Source organism: Streptococcus mitis subsp. hohhotensis (assembly GCF_000722775.1).
Taxonomy (GTDB): domain Bacteria; phylum Bacillota; class Bacilli; order Lactobacillales; family Streptococcaceae; genus Streptococcus; species Streptococcus carlssonii.
Window position 1 is genome coordinate 551,148 of the sequence record NZ_JPFZ01000009.1, and the last position, 22,358, is coordinate 573,505.

The window sequence follows — 22,358 nt, forward strand, 5'->3', positions numbered from 1 at the left end:
AGAAGGCATGATATAATATAAAGTAGATTTCTATGTAATTAAATAAGAACTGTTTGAACACCATTCATTTGAAAACTCTCTATGTTCAAACAATAGTAAAATAAAATAGGGGCTCTAAACCCTTGCTACGAAAGGAAAAAAACTCAATGGCTACTATTCAATGGTTTCCTGGCCACATGTCTAAAGCGCGTCGACAGGTTCAGGAAAATTTAAAATTTGTTGATTTTGTGACGATTTTGGTGGATGCACGCTTACCTCTATCTAGTCAAAATCCTATGTTGACCAAAATTGTTGGTGACAAACCAAAACTCTTGATTTTAAACAAGGCGGACTTGGCCGATCCAGCAATGACCAAGGAATGGCGTCAGTATTTTGAATCACAGGGAATCCAGACGCTGGCTATCAACTCCAAAGAACAAGTAACTGTAAAAGTTGTAACAGATGCGGCAAAAAAACTCATGGCTGATAAGATTGCTCGCCAGAAAGAACGTGGCATCAAGATTGAAACCTTGCGTACCATGATTATTGGGATTCCAAACGCTGGTAAATCAACTCTTATGAACCGTTTGGCTGGTAAGAAAATTGCCGTTGTCGGCAATAAACCAGGTGTGACAAAGGGTCAACAATGGCTCAAAACCAATAAAGACCTGGAAATCTTGGATACACCAGGGATTCTTTGGCCTAAGTTTGAGGATGAAACTGTTGCATTGAAACTGGCCTTGACAGGAGCTATCAAAGACCAGTTGCTTCCTATGGATGAGGTAACTATTTTTGGCCTCAATTATTTCAAAGAACATTATCCAGAAAAGTTGGCTGAACGCTTCAAACAAATGAAAATTGAAGAAGAAGCGCCTGTTATTATTATGGACATGACCCGTGCCCTCGGTTTCCGTGATGACTATGACCGTTTCTACAGTCTCTTCGTGAAGGAAGTCCGCGACGGCAAACTCGGTAACTATACCTTAGATACATTGGAAGACCTCAATGGCGACGATTAAAGAAATCAAAGAACTACTTGCAACGGTTAAGGAGTTAGAAAGCCCTATTTTTTTAGAGCTTGAAAAGGATAATCGCTCTGGAGTTCAAAAGGAAATCAGCAAGCGTAAAAAAGCCATTCAGGCAGAATTGGATGAGGATCTTCGTTTGGAATCCATGCTTTCCTACGAAAAAGAACTTTACAAGCAAGGATTGACCTTGATAGCAGGTGTTGACGAGGTTGGTCGTGGTCCTCTGGCTGGGCCTGTAGTCGCTGCAGCTGTTATTTTACCTCAAAATTGTAAGATTCAAGCCCTCAACGACAGTAAGAAAATTCCAAAAAAGAAACATCTGGAGATTTTCCAAGCCGTTCAGGACCAAGCTTTGTCAATCGGCATTGGTATCATGGATAATCAAATCATCGACCAAGTCAATATCTATGAAGCAACCAAACTGGCCATGAAGGAAGCAATCTCCCAGCTCAGTCCTCAACCTGAACATCTCTTGATAGATGCCATGAAACTGGATTTACCAATTTCACAAACATCTATCATCAAAGGAGATGCCAACTCCCTCTCTATCGCAGCAGCATCTATAGTAGCCAAGGTGACACGTGATGAATTGATGAAGGACTACGATCAGCAGTTCCCTGGCTATGATTTTACTGCTAATGCAGGATATGGAACAGCTAAACACCTGGAAGGCCTCACAAAACTAGGAGTTACCCCAATTCACCGAACCAGCTTTGAACCCGTTAAATCGCTGGTTTCAGGAGAAAAAGAAAGTTAAGTTAGAAGGAATGATTATGGAGGAACAGTCAGAAACACTCAGCTCCAAGAAAGAATTTGCCTTTGCCTCAAGCACCATATTATCCCAAGTTGGGCGAGGCATCATCGTGGGTCTCGTCGTCGGACTCATCGTCGGATCTTTTCGGTTTTTAATCGAAAAAGGCTTCCACCTGATACAAGGACTTTATCAAGATCAAGCGCACCTAGTGCGCAATCTTTTTATCATTGGTCTATTTTATTTAATAGTTTGTTGGCTCAGTGCGAAATTAACTCGGTCAGAAAAAGACATCAAAGGTTCAGGAATTCCTCAAGTTGAAGCCGAATTAAAGGGATTGATGACTCTCAACTGGTGGGGCGTACTTTGGAAAAAATATATTCTAGGAATTTTGGCTATTGCTAGTGGCCTTATGCTAGGGCGTGAAGGACCAAGTATTCAACTTGGAGCAGTCGGTGGTAAAGGAATTGCCAAATGGCTCAAATCCAGTCCAGTAGAGGAACGCTCCTTGATTGCTAGTGGAGCTGCCGCTGGTCTAGCTGCGGCCTTTAATGCACCTATTGCAGGACTTCTCTTTGTGGTAGAAGAAGTTTATCACCATTTTTCACGCTTTTTCTGGGTCTCCACTCTCGCAGCTAGTCTCGTAGCAAACTTTGTTTCTCTGCTCATATTTGGCCTAACACCCGTACTGGATATGCCAGACAACATCCCACTCATGACCCTAGACCAGTATTGGATTTACCTCCTTATGGGAGTTTTTCTTGGACTATCTGGTTTTCTCTATGAGAAGGCTGTGCTCAATGTTGGTCGAGTTTATGATTGGCTTGGTCAAAAAATCAATTTGGATAGAGCTTATTATCCAATTCTGGCCTTCATTCTCATCATACCAGTCGGAATCTTCTTACCCCAAATCCTTGGTGGTGGAAATCAGCTGGTTCTTTCCCTGACTAAGCAAGATTATAGTTTCCAAGTTCTATTAGCTTACTTTTTGATTCGCTTTGTTTGGAGCATGATTAGTTATGGAAGTGGCCTTCCAGGAGGAATTTTCCTACCCATTTTGGCGCTAGGTTCCTTACTTGGTGCTCTAGTTGGTGTTATTTGTGTCAATCTTGGACTTGTCAGTCAAGAGCAGTTTCCTATATTTGTCATTCTGGGAATGAGTGGCTATTTTGGAGCAATATCTAAGGCACCCTTAACCGCTATGATTCTGGTAACCGAAATGGTAGGAGATATTCGCAATCTCATGCCACTTGGATTAGTAACCCTAGTTGCCTACATCATCATGGATCTGCTCAAGGGTGCCCCAGTTTATGAGGCCATGCTAGAAAAAATGCTGCCTGAAGAAGCTTCAGACGAAGGAGAAGTCACTCTCATTGAAATCCCTGTTTCAGATAAAATAGCAGGAAAACAAGTACACGAACTCAACTTACCACATAACGTACTCATCACCACCCAAGTCCATAATGGTAAAAGCCAAACCGTTAACGGTTCAACCAGAATGTATCTCGGAGATATGATTCATCTAGTGATTCCAAAAAGTGAAATTGGGAAAGTAAAAGATTTATTGTTGTAGGAGTTTTTACATAATTTATGTTATGTAAAAATAAACTTCTTAATTAAATATATTAGAAAACCGATTCTCAGCAATGAGATCGGTTATTTTTTAATAACCCTCTTTTTTAATATACTATTTCCTCCAAAATCATTGAAATTATAGCCTGAATTTGATATGATATCTCTATGGATAAAAGTAGAGCAAAACGTGTTGAGCACGATAAAAAGAGAATCGGTTTAATAGCCCTGGTAGCTATCTTTTCGGTAAGTATCTGTGTCCTTGGTTCAATGATTGGATACAAAGTATATACAAAGCAAAGTTTCGAACAAAAAATTGAGTCTTTAAAAAATGATAAAGATAATCAATTGAGTGAGGGAAATCAGAAAGATCATTTTCGTAAGGGACAAGCAGAAGTAATTGCCTATTATCCTCTCCAAGGGGAGCAAGTGATTTCATCTGTAAAAGAAATCATGACACAGGATATTAAGGAAAATCTGGAAGACAAAGAAAATCTGGTTTTTTATTATACGGAGAAACAGGATTCGACTTTAAAAGGGATTGTCAACCGAAGTGTGATGAAACAAGTCTATGATTTAACTTCGTCAAAAGTTGAAGAGACTGAAAAAACTAGTCTGGCAAAAGTACATTTGACAGAAGATGGTAAACCTTTTACACTTGATCAACTATTTTCAGATGCTAGTAAGGCCAAAGAGAAACTGATAAAAGAACTGACTTCTTTTTTACAGGATAAGAAATTGGAGCAAGAAAAGATTGATCAAGTTGTTAAAGGTTTCTCTGACCAAGACTTGTCTGCATGGAACTTTGATTACAAGGATAGTCAGATTATCCTTTATCCGAGTCAGCCTGTTGAAAATCTGGATGAGATTGCCTTGCCAGTATCAAGTTTCTTTGAGGTCATTCAGTCCTCTTATTTATTAGATAAGGATGCAGAGCTATATAAGGCTTATTATGAAAAGAAAAATCGTAAAGTAGTGGCCTTGACTTTTGATGATGGACCAAATCCTGCGACGACAAATCAAGCATTAGATACACTTTCTAAGTATGGTATTAAGGCGACTTTCTTTGTTTTAGGTAAGAATGTTTCTGGCAATGAAGAGATTTTGAAACGTATGAAAGCAGATGGTCATGTCATTGGAAACCATAGTTGGAGCCATCCAGTTCTTTCAAAACTTTCCCTTGATGAAGCTAAAAAACAAATTACTGATACTGAGGATGCGTTGACTAAGGTGCTGGGTTCTAGTTCAAAACTCATGCGTCCGCCTTATGGAGCCATTACAGACGACATTCGCAATAGTCTCGATTTGAGTTTTATTATGTGGGATGTAGATAGTCTGGACTGGAAGAGTAAAAATGAAGCAGCTATTTTGACAGAAATTCAGCGTGAAGTCAAGAATGGTTCTATTATTCTCATGCATGATATCCATGCTGAAACAGTGAATGCTCTGCCGAAGGTTATTGACTATTTGAAAGGGCAAGGTTATGACTTTGTTACCGTACCAGATTTGTTAGATTCTCGTCTTAAAGCTCACCAGCTCTATTACGACCGTGACCAATAATACACAAAATCTAAAGAGATAAGTTTTCTTTGAGAATTTGTTTCTTTGGATTTTCTTCTCATAGAAAGGAAAAATAATGAAATCTTACACTTTAAATAATGCCGTTCCAATTCCAGTTATAGGATTTGGAACCTGGAAAGCTGAAAATGGAGAGATTGCCTATCAAGCTGTCCTAGAGGCTTTAAAGGCAGGCTATCGCCATATCGATACGGCAGCGATTTATAAAAATGAAGAAAGCGTTGGACGTGCTATTCAAGATAGTGGTATTCCGAGGGAGGAAATTTTTGTAACAAGTAAACTTTGGAATACAAATCACAACTATGAGCAAGCTCGTCAAGCTTTTGAAGAGTCTTTAGCGAAGTTGGGCTTGGATTATTTGGATTTGTATTTGATTCATTGGCCAAATCCAAAACCGCTCAGAGAAAATGACCAATGGAAAATCCGAAATGCAGAAGTTTGGAGAGCGATGGAAGACCTCTATCAAGAAGGCAAAATCCGTGCTATTGGAGTTAGTAATTTCCTTCCCCATCATTTGGATGCCTTGCTTGAAACAGCAAAAATTCTTCCAGCGGTCAATCAAATTCGCTTGGCGCCAGGTGTGTATCAAGAGGAAGTTGTAGCTTACTGTAGAGAAAAAGGAATTTTATTGGAAGCTTGGGGACCTTTTGGTCAGGGAGAACTGTTTGATAGCAAGCAAGTGCAAGAAATCGCAGCAAATCATGGAAAGTCTGTTGCTCAGATAGCCTTGGCCTGGAGCTTGGCAGAAGGATTTTTACCGCTTCCGAAATCTGTCACAGCGTCTCGTATTCAGGCTAATCTTGATTGCTTTGGAATTGAACTGAGTCATGAGGAGAGAGAAACTTTAAAAACAATTGCTGTTCAGTCTGGTGCTCCACGAGTTGATGATATGGATTTCTAGAAAATCATAAAAAGAATTGTACATTGTTCTAATTTTTGCTATAATAGTTAGCAGGAAAGAAAGTCTTATGGCGTTCTTCAAGCGAGCTTGGGATAGTGGGAGCCAAGTAGGACAAAATAAAGAGCTGGCGCTTTCTGTAGTATTTTCAAAAACAATGAAGTAATAAATTAGGGTGGAACCGCGTTTTTGACGCCCCTAGGTTAAATCAACCTAGGATTGTCGGACGCGGTTCTTTCGCTTATTCAGTCTATTATGTGAAAGAAAGGAGAGACGTGAAAAACCTTTATCTTGTAAAAGACGATAGTCAACTAGCTGCATTTCGTGATTTTGTAGTAAGAAATACTGAAAAGTTGAAAGATTATCAATCTTTTTTAAAGAATGAACTTGCAGTCTGTGATTTACCGCAAGCTGTTATTTGGTCAAGTTTTAATGCTGCTACACAGATTATTAGGGAAAGTGCTGTTCCAGCCTATACAAATAATAGACGAATGGTTATGACGCCTGATTTAGCTGTTTGGAAAGAGTTGTATTTGTATCAGTTGATGGACTACGAGTGTTCTCAGCAAACTCAAGCAATAGAAAGTCACTATCATTCTTTATCTGAAAATTTCCTCTTACAGATTGTAGGACATGAGTTAGCTCATTGGTCGGAGCATTTTTTAGATGATTTTGATGGTTATGACTCTTATATCTGGTTCGAAGAGGGGATGGTTGAATATATTAGTCGCAAGTATTTCTTGACAGAAGAGGAATTTCAAGCGGAAAAAATTTGTAATCAATCTCTCGTAGAACTTTTTCAGAAGAAGTATGGTTGGCATTCATTGAATGATTTTGGTTCTTCGACTTATGATAAGAACTATGCAAGTATTTTTTACGAATACTGGCGTAGTTTTTTGACAATAGATAAGTTGGTAGAAAATCTAGGTAGTGTACAAGCGGTCTTCGATTCTTATCATTTATGGGCAAATACAGATAAAACTCTTCCTTTGTTAAATTGGTTTGTTCAGCAGAAATTAATTGAAAAAGAAATATAAAAACTAAAGGAGTAAACAATGTCTAAGAAATTAACATTTCAAGAAATTATTTTGACTTTGCAACAATTTTGGAATGACCAAGGTTGTATGCTTATGCAGGCTTATGATAATGAAAAAGGTGCGGGAACCATGAGTCCTTACACTTTCCTTCGTGCTATCGGACCTGAGCCATGGAATGCAGCGTATGTGGAGCCATCACGTCGTCCTGCTGACGGTCGTTACGGGGAAAACCCTAACCGTCTCTACCAACACCACCAATTCCAAGTGGTCATGAAGCCATCTCCATCAAATATCCAAGAGCTTTACCTTGAGTCTTTGGAAAAATTGGGAATCAATCCTTTGGAGCACGATATTCGTTTCGTTGAGGACAACTGGGAAAACCCCTCAACTGGTTCAGCTGGTCTTGGTTGGGAAGTTTGGCTTGACGGGATGGAAATCACTCAGTTCACTTATTTCCAACAAGTCGGTGGATTGGCAACTGGCCCTGTGACTGCGGAAGTTACCTATGGTTTGGAGCGTTTGGCCTCTTATATTCAAGAAGTAGACTCTGTCTATGATATCGAGTGGGCTGATGGTGTAAAATACGGAGAAATCTTTATCCAGCCTGAGTATGAGCACTCAAAATATTCGTTTGAAATTTCGGACCAAGAAATGTTGCTGGAAAACTTTGATAAGTTTGAAAAAGAAGCTGGTCGTGCCTTGGAAGAAGGCTTGGTTCACCCTGCCTATGACTATGTTCTCAAATGTTCACATACCTTTAACCTGCTTGATGCGCGTGGTGCTGTATCTGTAACAGAGCGCGCAGGCTATATCGCTCGTATCCGTAACTTGGCCCGTGTTGTAGCCAAAACCTTTGTCGCAGAACGTAAACGCCTAGGCTACCCACTTTTGGATGAAGCAACACGAGCTAAACTTTTAGCAGAAGACGCAGAATAGTGAGTAATACTGTGCTCTAAAATCGTTAGAGGCAAGTCGAAGACTTGCTAGAGGGATATGCACCGCCGTACTGTTATGTGGGGATTTTTGAATCCTTGGGTTCAAAAATCAGTCAGCTAAATCCACTTTGATGAGACTGTTGGAAATCTTGATTAATTTAGCATTAGATTTCCATACAGACTCACAAAGTTGGTTAGCTACGTCCCCAGTACCTAAGATGCATATCAAAAAAGATTGAAGAAAATGTAAAGGAAAAAACATGACAAAAAACTTATTAGTAGAACTCGGTCTTGAAGAATTACCAGCCTATGTTGTCACACCAAGTGAAAAACAACTAGGCGAAAAAATGGCAGCTTTCCTCAAGGAAAACCGCCTGTCTTTTGAAGCCGTTCAAACCTTCTCAACACCACGTCGTTTGGCTGTTCGTGTGACTGGTCTAGCAGACAAACAGGCTGATTTGACTGAAGATTTCAAGGGTCCAGCAAAGAAAATTGCCTTGGATAGTGATGGGAACTTCACCAAAGCAGCTCAAGGCTTCGTCCGTGGAAAAGGCTTGACTGTTGAAGATATCGAATTCCGTGAAATCAAGGGTGAAGAATATGTCTATGTCACTAAGGAAGAAATTGGTCAAGCAGTTGAAGCAATTGTTCCAGGTGTTGTAGATGTTTTGAAGTCATTGACTTTCCCTGTCAGCATGCACTGGGCTGGAAATAGCTTTGAATACATTCGTCCTGTTCACACATTAACTGTTCTTTTAGATGAAGAAGAGTTTGATTTGGATTTCCTTGATATAAAGGGAGGTCGTGTGAGCCGTGGTCATCGTTTCTTGGGGAAAGAAACCAAGATTCAGTCAGCATTGAGCTATGAAGAAGACCTTCGTAAGCAGTTTGTAATCGCAGATCCACGTGAACGTGAGCAAATGATTGTTGACCAAATCAAAGCAATCGAAGCTGAACATGGTGTACGTATCGAAATTGATGCTGATTTGCTTAATGAAGTCTTGAACTTGGTTGAATACCCAACTGCCTTTATGGGAAGTTTTGATGCCAAATACCTTGAGGTTCCAGAAGAAGTTTTGGTGACTTCGATGACGGAACACCAACGGTACTTTGTTGTCCGTGATCAAGATGGTAAGCTCTTACCAAACTTCATTTCTGTTCGTAACGGAAACGCAGAGCATTTGGAAAATGTCATCAAAGGAAATGAAAAAGTTTTGGTAGCTCGTTTGGAAGATGGTGAATTCTTCTGGCGTGAAGATCAAAAATTGGTCATTTCAGATCTTGTTGAAAAATTAAACAATGTGACTTTCCATGAGAAAATTGGTTCCCTTCGTGAACACATGATTCGTACTGGTCAGATTGCTATTCTCTTGGCAGAAAAAGCAGGCTTGTCAGCGGATGAAACGATTGACCTAGCACGTGCAGCAGCCATTTACAAGTTTGACTTGTTGACAGGTATGGTTGGCGAATTTGACGAGCTCCAAGGAATTATGGGTGAGAAATATGCCCTTCTTGCTGGGGAAACTCCAGCAGTGGCAGCTGCTATTCGTGAACACTACATGCCTACATCAGCTGAAGGAGAACTTCCAGAGAGCAAGGTTGGAGCCATTCTAGCTATTGCAGACAAATTGGATACGATTTTGAGTTTCTTCTCAGTAGGCTTGATTCCATCAGGTTCTAATGACCCTTATGCCCTTCGTCGTGCGACGCAAGGTGTGGTTCGTATCTTGGATGCCTTTGGTTGGCACATTGCTATGGATGAGTTGATTGATAGCCTTTATGCTTTGACATTTGACAGCTTGACTTATGAAAATAAAGCAGAAGTTATGAACTTTATCAAGGCTCGTGTTGATAAGATGATGGGATCTACTCCAAAAGATATCAAGGAAGCCGTTCTTGCAGGTTCAAACTTTGTTGTGGCGGATATGTTGGAAGCAGCAAGTGCTCTCGTAGAAGCAAGCAAGGAAGAAGACTTCAAACCATCTGTTGAATCACTTTCTCGTGCCTTTAACTTGGCTGAGAAGGCAGAAGGAGTAGCTACAGTTGATTCAGCTCTCTTTGAGAATGAAGAAGAGAAAGCATTGGCAGAAGCTGTAGAATCACTCGTTTTGTCAGGGACTGCCAGTCAGCAATTGAAACAACTCTTTACTCTTAGCCCAGTCATTGATGCATTCTTTGAGAATACCATGGTTATGGATGAAAATGAAGCAATCCGTCAAAATCGTTTGGCAATCTTGTCGCAATTAACTCAAAAAGCAGCTAAACTTGCACGTTTTAACCAAATCAATACCAAATAAAATCTGTTAAACGGATTAAATCTTATCATAAAGGAGAGAAACATGGATCCTAAAAAAATTGATCGTATTAACGAGCTTGCCAAAAAGAAAAAACAGAAGGCTTGACCCCAGAAGAAAAAGTAGAACAAGCCAAACTACGTGAGGAGTACATCGAAGGTTATCGTCGCACTGTTCGTCACCACATTGAAGGGATCAAAATTGTGGATGAAGAAGGAAACGATGTTACACCAGAAAAACTACGTCAAGTCCAACGTGAAAAAGGTTTACATGGCCGTAGTCTCGATGATCCAAATTCATAATAAGTATTCTTTCTTTTAAAAAAGATAGGTGAAATAATAATCACAAGACTATCATACATAAATGAGCTGCACCTCAAAAGTTAGAGCTAGAAAATCTAACTTTTGAGGTGTTTTATTATGAAATTGAGTTATATAGTGAATTGAAATAAGATACGAACAAAAAGATTAGTGAATTCAAATTAATTTCTATATAGGTTTTAGAATTAGTTGTGTACTATTCTAGATTCAATCTATTATAAATATATGCTTTAAAATGATGGCCTCTGAGTCTTCTATCGTCAAGAAAAATCATCAAATCCCTCGTATTATAGTCATTTAGTTAAAAAAGCTCTCTAAATATTTGAAAATATTGGGAACTTCCCTTAATAAATCCGTCACTTTCTTTTTCAAGATAGCCCAAGCTTGCTCAATAGGATTCAAATTTGGGGAATAAGGCTGTAGAGGTAAGAAAAAGTGTCTATCTTGGATGCACAGTTCATCCAAGATATGCTTGGGATGAAAACTAGCATGACATGAGGTGTATTCAAAGCAGGCAAGAGCTGCATTTTGAACCACTCCACAAAGAAATCACTCATCATACTTTCCTTGTAAATCATGGGAGCTATAAACTCTCCGTCTACTTGTCCTGCAACAATTGAAGTTCGCTCAAAACGCCGTCCGCTAATCTTTTCATAGACTTTCTCTCCTCTAGGAGCCCGTGCATAAGGACGATAGAAGTAGCTGTCTATTCCCGTTTCGTCAATATATACGACTGGTAAATCTTTAGATTATTCAAAATATCAAGAAACTCAGTGACTTTCTCTGGATCTTGTTCCTTAAAGCTAGTCGTCCTTTTTTAAAGTGACCTTAATCTACTTTAAAGCTGCCCATACTGAAGGAACAACACAATCAAAATGTGCCGCAATTTCCCGTAAAAAAGCGTCTGGATGAGCCTCTACAAAAGTTTTAATTCCTCTAAAGGAATCTTTCGCTTTTTGACAACTCACTTTTTCCGCTCTAAGTGTCCTTGCTCACGTCTTTCTTTTCCCGCGTGAAGAGAGTTCTGCCGCCAACATCAAAAACTTTAGATGCCTCGACATGGCTGTGTCCTTCTTTGATGTAATCTAATGCTCCTTGTTCAAAATCTCTACTATATGCCATAGCTTTATTACAAGATGCTTATTTTAAACTAAGAAACTATACCAGCCAATCTAAAACATTGTGAAGAGCTACAGTAGTTGTCCCAAATTTCTTCTGAATTTTCTTTGGTTTATTGCTATCTAGTGGACCATCTAGAATACAACAAACGATAGACTTTTGGTAGACATCAATTCCACACCACGTTTCAATCATGACTTCCATTATAAAAATCTCCTGTTAACTATTTGAACAATAGAACAAGAGGCTACTAGTAAGATATTTTCATGCTCAAGGCATATTCGAGTTATTTCATGATTCTTGTTCATCCAGTTTTTTGTACAGGCTAGGAAAAGCCCTATTAAACACCACTGATTGGTATTGTTCACCTTCATTATAGGCTAAACATCTTTTTCTGTCATGAGTTAGCAGGCTCTGCCTGCTTAGAGTTTTTTATGAACTTGGTTTGCTTTTTAAAACACGCGATACACATAGGGATTCTCTGGTTTATCGACTTTGGTAAAGCTGTCGATTTCCAAGGTTGGAAGGTTTTGTTTGAGTTCTTTATGGTAGTGATTGAGCAGTTTTCCTTTGGCCGTAATCCAAGTGTTGTTTTCATACTGCCGGGTATTTCCCTTGGTCAGCAATCCATAGACACCAGAATCTGCGATACAGTGGATAATGCCAAAGCGGAACAGAAATTGACTATTGGCATGACTGGGGTCGTTATAGACAAAGCCTGTAAACTGGATTGTCTTGCCCTCAAACTCATCTGGATAGTCGTAGATAGCCTCCATGACTTCCATATAGTTTTCATTAGTAATCTGAATACTATCTTGGGATAAGTATTTATCCGCCGCTGTTCGCATCTCCTTTTCATAGGCTGATTTTGAAAAATAAGAACTGGTATCTGGTTTCAAATATTGGCTTGTCGTCCCTTCACTTGTCTGAATGGCTTGATCCGTTCCTTCTGATAAGGGGAAATGATAGCCTTTGGCAGAAACGGTCTGAGAATCTAAGCTAACAGTTGGAAAAGTTAAACCGACGACAATTGGAATGACAAGAAGAGCAATACTAGTTCCTTTAGCTAATCGGCTATTCAGATGACTGTGGGTTTTGACTTGCTTCATCCAGATATACAATTGAACAATAGCCAAGATAAAGGAAAGCACCATGGAGATATAGGCAAGGTAGGAATAGTGCATGTTGATGTACTGGTTTAATTTGCCCGACAGATGGAGATAAATGGTCAATTCAAAATAGCCAGCTAAAACTAAAAATCGAATCATAGGATGACTCCAATCAATAGAGAATAGACTAAGACAACGAGTGTCACAATCGTTATGAAGTGACTGATAAATCGTGCTTTCAAGTAATTTTTCATCATGAGAATATTTTTGATATCCAGCATTGGGCCAATGACGAGAAAGGCTAGAACTGGTGCCAAGCCGAAACTTGAGAGAAGAGAAGCTCCGATAAAGGCATCTGCCTCACTACAAAGCGAAAGAAGAAAGGCCAAAAGCATTAAGAGCAGGATGGCAAAAAGAGGGGTCGCACTGATAGAGGTCAGAATCCGTGTCGGAACATAGACCTGTATAACAGAGGCAAAAAGACAGCCAAATACTAAATAACGTCCCGTATCAAAAAACTCATCAATGGCTTGCACAAAGACCTGAAAAACTTTCTTTGCAGGTCTCAAGTGAGAAAAATCATGTTCATGACAGGCCAACCGATTTTCTTTTTGAATCGGTTCTTGCCAGAAAAATCCTAGAAAAATCCCAAGTATCGCAGCCACAACAATGGAACCCAGAGCTCGTAACAGAGCGACATGGAAGGAATTGCCAAAGGCAGAATAAGTCGCAAAGAGAACAATAGGATTGATGACAGGCGCTGTTACAAGAAAGGGAACAGCCGTGTAACTGGGGACCTTCTTTTCCAGAAAACGATTGATAATGGGGACAATCCCACATTCGCAAGAAGGGAAAAGTATCCCAACGAAGGTCCCAAAAAAGATTCTCCCCCAACGATTTCGAGGGAGAAAATGATAAACCTTATCAGGTGTGATATAAACCTCAATCAGTCCTGAAACAATACTTCCTATCAGAACGAAGGGTAGGGCTTCAATGATTATAGAGAGAAAAATAGCCCCAGTCTGAAGCACACTAGACGGGAGTTGTTGGAAAGCAGTCATCTAGTTTTTCTTTTCTGCTTTGGCTTTTTTCTCTTTGTCATCAGGGAAAGTGACTTGTTTCAAATCAGGGAGTTTCGCAAACTCTTCAAACATCTTGTCCAAGTCGTCTCGTTTTGTAAATTTTACAGCCATAGGTGTACCTCGATTCTAAATTCTACCTCTATTATACTATTATTTTAAGGAAAAGGGAAAAGTTAAAATTGAGTATCTAACGAATAATAGAGCTTGATATATCCTGATTAAGTCTGGTAGATTGAGAAAGTTTGACAAAAAAAGTAGATAGTGCTAGAATAACGTTAACGGAAGACATTTGAGGGCAGAAAGGTTCCTGCCGCACCTTGAAAAAGGTATCTGAGATGCTGGGTACACCGACCAGCCAAATGTCTGTTATTTCAAAGGAGGGGCTTAAATGCTCCTTTTTTGTTTGAAAATTTCAAAAAAGATTATCCCCACCGCAGGCTCAGGCTTGCGGTTTTTTATTTGCACTGAAAATTGATTCGTTAACTTCAACAAATAGCTTTATAAAGCGTTTTGTCAAAAATAAAAACAGTGCAATTAATCACTGATCCTTTTGTAAACTATTAGAATTAAATTGCAACCTTCTCAATGATACGGGCAAAGATAATTATGAAAATAAACTATCAACAAGCAACGGCAAGCATTTGTAAACATCAAATTTTTTGTGCTTTTATTAAAATAAAAAGAAAATCATTAGCAGAAAATTATGGGAGGTAGTCAAATTGACTTACTCAATTAGTGTTGTTTTGTTACAACAAGGAGACAGAAATAGTTTATTAGAGTCTTTGTCAATAGTGGAAAGACAAACATTAAAAGATATAGAGGTTATTATTGTAAATCAATCTACAGAGGAAATAGTTTCCATTAGCCAACAGATGGATCTATCATTTAATATTAAGATTATAGATGAGAATTCTTTTGCTGAGTTGTCTGATATGATTACAGGAGATTATATTACGTTTCTATCTTCAAATGATTCATTATTTGATTGGACATTTGAAAAGATGTATCATGCGATAAGATTATCCGATTCTGATGTGGTTCTTGGTAATTTTGCTGATTTGGTTGATGGAGTATTTTACTTTTATCCTTGGGGGGATAATTGGTTAACAGAAAACTTAACGAACTATCAAGTTTTACAAAAGATGGATGATACAGATCATCGAATTAGAAAACAATATTGCTCATTATTCGGAAAATTATTCAATAGTAAGCTTTTACGAAAAATAAATCAATTTGATAAAAACAACCTTATTTGGAGACTTTATATTCACTCTAAAACTGCAACCTATATTAATTTCCCGACATATATCTATAAACCTGTTGTAGATGCTAAACCTCTAAAAGACTCCTACAAAATCATATTAGAAAATTATGAAAATAGAATCAAAGATTGCTCTGTCTTAGAAAACTATGATATAGAAAGAGCGAAAAAACAGTATATTCAAGAATTAGCAAATTTTAGTGCTTGGTTAAAAAATGATGGTGAACATTTAGATTCTGAAATTGTTTATCATAAGTTGATAGCTGCAGAGAAAGGAATTTTCCCTTTTCTTGACCTTGATAGATTAGATTTTACGATTATAAGTAATAATTGTGTTGGAGGATTAATTTATAAACAACTTGGTTTTCAATATAGAACACCTTTTGTTGGTTTATTTATTCTTCCTGATGATTATTATAAACTTACAAAGGACTTTCGTTATTATATGGAACAAGAACTTGTTTTCGAAGAGGAACTTATTTCACCGAGCTGGACTCATGAAGTTTATCCTTTAGGGCACTTAGGAGATATAGATATTCACTTTTTACATTATTCTAGTATTGAAGAAGCACGGACTAAGTGGGAAAAAAGAAAAAAACGCATAAATTGGGATAATCTATATTTTAAATTTGACAATAAAGATTCAGCTAGTGAAGAAATTCTAAGTAAGATGGATAATCTTCCCTATTCTAACAAATTAATTTTAGTCAATCGTCCATATAAAAATTTGAAAAGTCAATGTGTTATTCCAGGTCAGGAACATCTTTCAGAACTAGCTATTATGCCAGATCCATTAAATACTTTTGATGTTATGGATTGGTTAAAAAAAGGCGGCAATGCTATATAAATAATACGTTATTTGTACCATAGAATATTAAGATGAAGCAAATTTATTCTCCACATATTGTTTTTAAATACTGTAAGAGATAATTTGAAACGTTTAGCTTATGGTATAATAGATTCATGGATAAAAAATATGAAAAAATCTCCCAGGATTTGGGAGTGACGTTAAAGCAAATTGATACCGTTCTAAGTTTGACAGCAGAAGGGGCGACAATCCCCTTTATCGCGCGTTATCGCAAGGACATGACTGGTAGTTTGGATGAGGTTGCAATTAAGGCTATTATCGACTTGGATAAAAGCCTGACTAACCTCAACGACCGTAAGGAAGCTGTCTTGGTTAAGATTCAAGAACAAGGCAAGTTGACCAAGGAATTGGAAGAAGCTATCTTAGCTGCCGAAAAATTAGCAGACGTTGAAGAACTCTACCTTCCATACAAGGAAAAACGTCGAACTAAGGCAACCATTGCTCGTGAAGCTGGACTCTTTCCTCTTGCTCGCTTAATCTTGCAGAATGTAGCTGACTTAGAGAAAGAAGCTGAGAAGTTTGTCTGTGAAGGATTTGCGACAGGGAAGGAAGCTTTGGCTGGTGCAGTTGATATCTTAGTCGAAGCCTTATCGGAAGATGTGACCTTGCGTTCCATGACTTATCAGGAAGTGCTGAGACACTCTAAACTCACTTCCCAAGTTAAGGATGAAAGTCTTGATGAAAAGCAGGTTTTTCAGATTTATTATGATTTCTCAGAGACAGTTGGAACTATGCAAGGCTATCGTACCTTGGCGCTCAATCGTGGGGAGAAGCTGGGTGTCTTGAAGGTCGGTTTTGAAAATGCAACGGACCGTATTCTTGCCTTCTTTGCTGCTCGTTTCAAGGTAAAAAATGCCTATATTGATGAAGTTGTTCAGCAATCTGTTAAGAAAAAAGTCTTGCCTGCTATCGAGCGCCGTATTCGTACAGAATTAACTGAAAAGGCAGAAGAGGGAGCTATTCAACTCTTTTCTGACAACCTGCGCAATCTACTCTTGGTTGCTCCGCTGAAAGGGCGCGTGGTTCTTGGATTTGACCCAGCCTTTCGTACAGGTGCCAAGCTAGCCGTTGTTGATGCAACAGGAAAAATGCTGACGACACAGGTTATTTATCCTGTCAAACCAGCCTCTGCTCGTCAAATCGAAGAAGCCAAGAAAGATTTGGCAGATTTGATTGGTCAATACGGTGTAGAAATTATTGCTATCGGAAATGGAACGGCCAGTCGTGAAAGTGAAGCTTTTGTGGCGGAAGTTCTCAAAGAGTTTCCAGAAGTCAGCTATGTTATCGTCAATGAAAGTGGCGCTTCGGTTTACTCTGCCAGCGAACTTGCTCGTCAGGAATTTCCAGACTTGACCGTTGAAAAGCGATCGGCTATCTCAATCGCCCGTCGTTTGCAAGATCCCCTTGCTGAATTGGTCAAAATCGATCCTAAGTCAATCGGTGTCGGTCAGTACCAGCACGATGTCAGCCAGAAGAAACTATCTGAGAGTCTGGACTTTGTCGTCGATACCGTGGTAAACCAAGTTGGTGTCAATGTCAATACAGCCAGCCCTGCTCTTCTCTCCCACGTAGCTGGACTCAATAAAACCATCTCTGAAAATATCGTCAAATACCGTGAGGAAGAAGGAAAAATCACTTCACGTTCTCAAATCAAGAAGGTTCCTCGTCTGGGTGCTAAGGCCTTTGAGCAGGCTGCTGGTTTCCTTCGTATTCCAGAAAGTAGCAATATCCTTGATAATACAGGAGTTCATCCAGAAAATTATGCTGCTGTCAAGGAACTCTTCAAACGCTTGGATATCAAGGACCTGAATGAAGAAGCACAAAATAAGCTTAAGTCCCTTTCAATCAAGGATATGGCGCAAGAGCTAGACCTTGGTCCCGAAACTCTTAAAGATATCATTGCTGACCTTCTCAAACCAGGTCGAGATTTCCGTGACTCTTTTGATGCTCCAGTTCTCCGTCAAGATGTACTGGATATCAAGGATCTTGTTGTCGGCCAGAAGCTAGAAGGTGTGGTGCGTAACGTCGTTGATTTCGGTGCCTTCGTTGATATCGGGATTCACGAGGACGGTTTGATTCATATTTCCCACATGAGTCGCAAATTTATCAAACATCCCAGCCAAGTGGTGTCAGTCGGAGATTTGGTAACAGTTTGGGTCAAGAAAATCGATACTGAACGTGAAAAAGTCAATCTGTCGCTCCTAGCTCCAGATGAATCTAACTGATTACGTTAAGCAGGTTTCACTAGAAGACTTCGGCAGACCTTTTATCCATCATGCCCAGTGGAATAGTCGTCTACGTTCGACAGGTGGGCGATTTTTCCCCAAAGATGGGCATTTGGATTTTAATCCCAAGGTTTATCAGGAACTTGGTTTGGATGTTTTTAGGAAAATTGTCCGCCATGAACTCTGTCATTATCACCTCTATTTTCAAGGGAAGGGCTATCAACACAAGGATCGAGATTTTAAGGACCTTTTGCAAGCAGTGGATGGATTACGGTTTGTACCATCCTTGCCCAATAGTAACTCCAAACAAATCAAGCTTTATCGTTGTCAATCCTGCCAGCAAAGGTATCATCGCAAGAGAAGGATTGATACTAAACGCTATCGCTGTGGACTTTGTCGAGGTAAATTACTACTAATAAATCAGCCTGAGGACTGATGAAAGCCGAGCCTACCCGTGATATACTATGTCTAACCTAGCAGAAAGAGGAAATATCATGAACAGTAAATTTTATAAAATGAGACGAAATCGTATGATTTCAGGAGTTCTGGCAGGTTTGTCAGACAAGTGGAACTTTGATGTTACCCTTGTTCGTTTTCTGTTTGCCATTTTTACAGTCGCAAACTTTGGACTTGGCGTGATTATCTATATCATCCTAGCTTCTGTCATGCCAACCAAGGAAGAAATCGAAGCAGAAATGTACGGAACAGGCCCACGTAAACGCAAAGAAGCCCAAGCCATTGACGATAATGAAGGCTGGTTTTGGTGAGGTTCTACAAAAGATTAAGAATAAGCAAAAAGCTTTAAATCAATAGTCTAAACTGCTTGATTTAAAGCTTTTTTACTTTTAATAATATTTCGCCAGTCTCATCTGTAAACTAAAAATATTATTTTGAACTTAGATTTCTAATCTGATTTTTCATGCTGAGACAATACATTTTTTGATAAATGATGGATACTGATAACAACTGATAGCCAGCAAATAGCATAAGCAGTAGCTGTAATTCTTGTACCGATAAAGTATGTCTTTTCAACTAAGAGCTGACCGATGAATGGAGAGAGGAGATAGAGAAGTCCGATGAGTATATGTTCTTTGTGTTTCATTAAAGCGCACCTTCTTTCCTTATAGGTAGAACGACTTGCAAGTGTTCAATTTAATGGTATATTATCTAGGTAAGCTTACTCAAATGTTAGTTCCCGCTTCCTCCTTTCCAAAGTAAGCCTTTTCGCACTTATATTTTACAACTTTAAAAATAGGAAATCAAATCATTTTCTAAGTAATTTTGCTTACATTTCCCCCAATCTTACAAAAATGTAAGATTAAAGTCTCTTTTGTAAGGTTAGGTTATGGCAAGCGGTCTTTTTTTGATGTAAACTAGACTCATAAAGAACAAAGGAGTAACATCATGAAACAAATCTTACATAAGAAAACTAGAAAACCAAGCCGCAAAGATATCGAGCGCGTTCAGTTGGGATGCGCTATGATGCAAGCTACATTTCATTTGATGGGATATTAAGAAAGGGGATTCTCATGACACTTTTAGATGTAAAGCACGTTCAAAAAATTTATAAAACTCGTTTTCAGGGCAACCAAGTAGAAGCCCTTAAGGATATTCACTTTACCGTAGAAAAGGGTGACTACGTTGCCATCATGGGTGAGTCTGGTTCTGGTAAATCAACTCTTCTCAATATTCTAGCTATGTTGGATAAACCAAGTCGTGGTCAGGTTTACTTGAATGGAACTGACACAGCAACCATTAAAAATTCACAGGCTTCTAGCTTCCGTCGTGAAAAGCTAGGATTTGTCTTCCAAGACTTTAACTTGCTAGATACTCTGTCTGTTAAGGACAATATCTTGCTTCCGCTTGTCTTGTCAAGAAGACCTATTACGGAAATGATGAAGAAATTGGTGGTGACAGCTGAGAATCTAGGTATCAACCAATTGCAAGAGAAGTACCCTTACGAGATTTCAGGTGGGCAGAAACAGCGTGTAGCAGTAGCCCGCGCCATCATCACAGAACCTGAAATTCTCCTTGCGGATGAGCCAACAGGTGCCCTTGATTCCAAGTCATCTGCAGCCTTGCTTGATGTGTTTGATGAAATCAATGAACGTGGTCAAACAATTCTCATGGTAACCCACTCCACAGCAGCAGCCAGCAGGGCCAAACGTGTTCTATTTATCAAGGACGGCATTCTTTACAATCAAATCTACCGTGGAGAGAAGACAGAGCGTCAGATGTTCCAAGAAATCTCTGATACCTTGACTGTCATGGCAAGCGAGGTGAATTAGTATGTTTCGATTAACCAATAAGTTAGCGGTATCGAACTTGATTAAAAACCGCAAACTCTACTATCCTTTTGCGCTGGCTGTTCTCTTGGCGGTCACTGTCACCTATCTCTTTTACTCTCTAACCTTCAATCCCAAGATTGCGGAAATCCGTGGCGGGACGACCATTCAAGCTACACTTGGATTTGGTATGTTTGTCGTCACCCTTGCGTCAGCTATTATCGTCCTTTATGCCAATAGTTTTGTCATGAAGAACCGTTCCAAAGAACTGGGGATTTATGGCATGTTGGGCTTGGAGAAGCGTCATCTAATCAGTATGACCTTTAAGGAGTTAGTGGTATTTGGGATTCTAACTGTTGGAGCGGGTATCGGTATTGGAGCCTTGTTTGACAAGTTAATTTTCGCTTTCTTGCTCAAACTGATGAAATTGAAGGTTGAGCTGGTCGCTACTTTCCAAATGAATGTTGTCATTGCAGTACTTGTTGTCTTCGGTTTGATTTTCCTAGGCCTCATGTTCCTGAATGCCCTTCGAATTGCCCGTATGAATGCCCTTCAGCTCTCACGTGAGAAAGCTAGTGGTGAGAAAAAAGGTCGTTTCCTATCTCTCCAAACTATTCTTGGTGCGATTAGTTTAGGTGGTGGATATTATCTTGCCCTTACTGTAAAAGATCCTCTTACAGCTCTAACAACCTTCTTCCTAGCTGTTTTGCTGGTTATCTTTGGTACTTATCTCTTGTTCAATGCAGGAATTACCGTTTTCCTCCAGATCTTAAAGAAAAATAAGAAATACTATTACCAACCAAATAATCTTATCTCTGTTTCCAACTTGATTTTTCGTATGAAGAAAAATGCAGTTGGACTAGCAACTATCGCTATTTTGTCAACAATGGTTTTGGTAACCATGTCAGCAGCGACAAGTATTTTCAATGCCTCAGAATCCTTTAAGAAAGTGATGAATCCGCATGACTTTGGCATTACTGGACAAAATGTTGAAAAAGAAGACTTGGACAAACTCTTGAGCCAGTTTGCAAGTGACAAAGCTTATAGTGTCAAAGAGAAAGAAGTGCTTCGTTACAGTAACTTTGGTATTGCAAATCAAGAAGGAACCAAGTTAACTATTTTTGAAAAAGGACAAAACCGTGTCCAACCAAAAACAGTTTTCATGGTATTTGACCAAAAAGATTATGAAAATATGACTGGTCAAAAACTGTCTCTATCAGGGAATGAGGTTGGTCTTTTTGCTAAAAATGACGGACTGAAAGGACAGAAAACTCTAACTCTAAACGATCATCAATTTTCTGTCAAAGAAGAATTTAATACAGATTTTATTGTGAACCATGTCCCAAATCAGTTTAATATTTTTACTACTGATTACAATTACCTTGTTGTGCCTAATTTGCAAGCATTTTTAGACCAATTCCCAGATTCGGCTATCTATAATCAGCTTTACGGTGGTATGAATGTAAATATCAGTGAAGAAGAACAACTCAAAGTCGCTGAAGAATATGAAAAATACTTACAAAAGTTTAATGCTCAATTAAACACTGAAGGTAGCTATGTTTATGGTAGCAATCTAGCAGATGCTAGTTCTCAGATGAGTGCCCTCTTTGGTGGTGTCTTCTTTATCGGTATTTTCCTATCCATTATCTTTATGGTCGGAACTGTTCTGGTAATCTACTACAAACAAATTTCTGAAGGCTACGAAGACCGTGAACGCTTTATTATCTTGCAGAAAGTCGGTTTGGATCAAAAGCAAATCAAGCAAACCATCAACAAACAGGTTTTAACTGTTTTCTTCCTTCCTTTGCTTTTTGCCTTCATACATCTAGCCTTTGCCTACCATATGCTTAGCCTGATTTTAAAAGTGATTGGTGTAATAGATACGACTATGATGTTGACTGTGACCTTGTCTATCTGCGCTATCTTCCTCATCGCCTATGTGCTGATTTTCATGATTACTTCAAGAAGCTATCGCAAGATTGTACAAATGTAAAAAAAGGTACCTCGACTTCAAAAT

At 39.0% G+C, this 22,358-nt stretch carries 19 protein-coding genes and 2 pseudogenes; 15 read left to right on the plus strand and 6 right to left on the minus strand.

The features are described 5' to 3' along the window. Positions 1 to 146: 146 nt before the first annotated feature. The 9 genes and pseudogenes from ylqF (at position 147) to SK608_RS05410 (ending at position 10,374) form a co-directional block, all read left to right on the plus strand. Entirely contained in the window at positions 147 to 998 is an 852-nt protein-coding gene (gene ylqF, locus SK608_RS05370) for a ribosome biogenesis GTPase YlqF (RefSeq protein WP_000201308.1), read from the plus strand. Beyond that, a complete protein-coding gene (locus tag SK608_RS05375; RefSeq protein WP_000201109.1) occupies positions 985 to 1,764 on the plus strand; it encodes a ribonuclease HII in 780 nt (259 codons plus the stop codon). Before ylqF ends, SK608_RS05375 begins: the two co-directional genes overlap by 14 nt. A 16-nt stretch (positions 1,765 to 1,780) precedes the next feature. Then, positions 1,781 to 3,331: a ClC family H(+)/Cl(-) exchange transporter gene (locus SK608_RS05380; protein ID WP_004248487.1), complete on the plus strand. Its 1,551-nt coding sequence runs from the start codon at positions 1,781 to 1,783 to the stop codon at positions 3,329 to 3,331. A 167-nt stretch (positions 3,332 to 3,498) separates the two neighbouring features. Next, positions 3,499 to 4,890: a peptidoglycan-N-acetylglucosamine deacetylase PgdA gene (gene pgdA, locus SK608_RS05385; RefSeq protein ID WP_000361598.1), complete on the plus strand. Its 1,392-nt coding sequence runs from the start codon at positions 3,499 to 3,501 to the stop codon at positions 4,888 to 4,890. A gap of 76 nt (positions 4,891 to 4,966) precedes the next feature. Beyond that, positions 4,967 to 5,809 (plus strand): aldo/keto reductase, encoded by an 843-nt coding sequence (locus SK608_RS05390; RefSeq protein ID WP_000844559.1) that lies wholly within the window; start codon positions 4,967 to 4,969, stop codon positions 5,807 to 5,809. Positions 5,810 to 6,081: 272 nt separating this feature from the next. Further along, positions 6,082 to 6,843, plus strand: coding sequence for a hypothetical protein (locus SK608_RS05395; protein WP_000794054.1), 762 nt, complete (start codon positions 6,082 to 6,084; stop codon positions 6,841 to 6,843). Positions 6,844 to 6,861: 18 nt separating this feature from the next. Further along, on the plus strand, positions 6,862 to 7,779 hold the full coding sequence (gene glyQ / locus SK608_RS05400; RefSeq protein WP_000038733.1) for a glycine--tRNA ligase subunit alpha: 918 nt from the start codon (positions 6,862 to 6,864) through the stop codon (positions 7,777 to 7,779). A gap of 259 nt (positions 7,780 to 8,038) precedes the next feature. Next, positions 8,039 to 10,075: a glycine--tRNA ligase subunit beta gene (glyS, locus tag SK608_RS05405; RefSeq protein ID WP_000164774.1), complete on the plus strand. Its 2,037-nt coding sequence runs from the start codon at positions 8,039 to 8,041 to the stop codon at positions 10,073 to 10,075. Positions 10,076 to 10,117: 42 nt separating this feature from the next. Next, positions 10,118 to 10,374 (plus strand): annotated as a pseudogene (locus SK608_RS05410) (DUF896 family protein). A gap of 315 nt (positions 10,375 to 10,689) precedes the next feature. Here the strand turns inward: SK608_RS05410 and SK608_RS11695 are convergent. From SK608_RS11695 to SK608_RS11910, 5 genes and pseudogenes are all read right to left on the minus strand, one after another. Continuing rightward, positions 10,690 to 11,514 (minus strand): annotated as a pseudogene (locus tag SK608_RS11695) (IS630 family transposase). A gap of 36 nt (positions 11,515 to 11,550) precedes the next feature. Further along, entirely contained in the window at positions 11,551 to 11,715 is a 165-nt protein-coding gene (locus tag SK608_RS11440; RefSeq protein ID WP_200872044.1) for a hypothetical protein, read from the minus strand. A gap of 248 nt (positions 11,716 to 11,963) precedes the next feature. Continuing rightward, complete coding sequence (locus SK608_RS05425) at positions 11,964 to 12,779, minus strand: TIGR03943 family putative permease subunit (RefSeq protein WP_033677165.1); 816 nt, start codon at positions 12,777 to 12,779, stop codon at positions 11,964 to 11,966. Beyond that, the gene (locus SK608_RS05430; RefSeq protein WP_033677167.1) at positions 12,776 to 13,681 is read right to left on the minus strand and encodes a permease; all 906 of its coding nucleotides are present in this window, start codon (positions 13,679 to 13,681) and stop codon (positions 12,776 to 12,778) included. Before SK608_RS05430 ends, SK608_RS05425 begins: the two co-directional genes overlap by 4 nt. Next, positions 13,682 to 13,813, minus strand: coding sequence for an SPJ_0845 family protein (locus tag SK608_RS11910; RefSeq protein WP_000268685.1), 132 nt, complete (start codon positions 13,811 to 13,813; stop codon positions 13,682 to 13,684). Between the two features lie 680 nt (positions 13,814 to 14,493). Here SK608_RS11910 and SK608_RS05440 point away from each other — a divergent pair. From SK608_RS05440 to SK608_RS05455, 4 genes are all read left to right on the plus strand, one after another. Beyond that, positions 14,494 to 15,810, plus strand: coding sequence for a DUF1919 domain-containing protein (locus SK608_RS05440; RefSeq protein WP_000442120.1), 1,317 nt, complete (start codon positions 14,494 to 14,496; stop codon positions 15,808 to 15,810). 116 nt (positions 15,811 to 15,926) lie between these two features. Further along, positions 15,927 to 18,056 carry a Tex family protein gene (locus SK608_RS05445; protein WP_033677170.1) on the plus strand — a complete coding sequence of 710 codons (2,130 nt, stop codon included), beginning with the start codon at positions 15,927 to 15,929 and terminating at the stop codon, positions 18,054 to 18,056. Next, positions 18,043 to 18,492 (plus strand): SprT family protein, encoded by a 450-nt coding sequence (locus tag SK608_RS05450; protein ID WP_004248479.1) that lies wholly within the window; start codon positions 18,043 to 18,045, stop codon positions 18,490 to 18,492. Before SK608_RS05445 ends, SK608_RS05450 begins: the two co-directional genes overlap by 14 nt. Positions 18,493 to 18,550: 58 nt before the next feature. Beyond that, complete coding sequence (locus SK608_RS05455; protein ID WP_001085048.1) at positions 18,551 to 18,823, plus strand: PspC domain-containing protein; 273 nt, start codon at positions 18,551 to 18,553, stop codon at positions 18,821 to 18,823. A gap of 137 nt (positions 18,824 to 18,960) precedes the next feature. Here the strand turns inward: SK608_RS05455 and SK608_RS05460 are convergent, their stop codons facing one another. Beyond that, positions 18,961 to 19,158, minus strand: a complete 198-nt coding sequence (locus tag SK608_RS05460; protein WP_000680771.1) for a hypothetical protein — start codon at positions 19,156 to 19,158, stop codon at positions 18,961 to 18,963. 427 nt (positions 19,159 to 19,585) lie between these two features. On the opposite strand from SK608_RS05460, the gene SK608_RS05465 reads away from it, so the two are divergent. Together SK608_RS05465 and SK608_RS05470 are read left to right on the plus strand one after the other, a co-directional pair. Beyond that, positions 19,586 to 20,344 (plus strand): ABC transporter ATP-binding protein, encoded by a 759-nt coding sequence (locus SK608_RS05465; RefSeq protein ID WP_000173358.1) that lies wholly within the window; start codon positions 19,586 to 19,588, stop codon positions 20,342 to 20,344. 1 nt (position 20,345) lies between these two features. Beyond that, on the plus strand, positions 20,346 to 22,334 hold the full coding sequence (locus SK608_RS05470; RefSeq protein ID WP_033677172.1) for an ABC transporter permease: 1,989 nt from the start codon (positions 20,346 to 20,348) through the stop codon (positions 22,332 to 22,334). Positions 22,335 to 22,358: the final 24 nt, after the last annotated feature.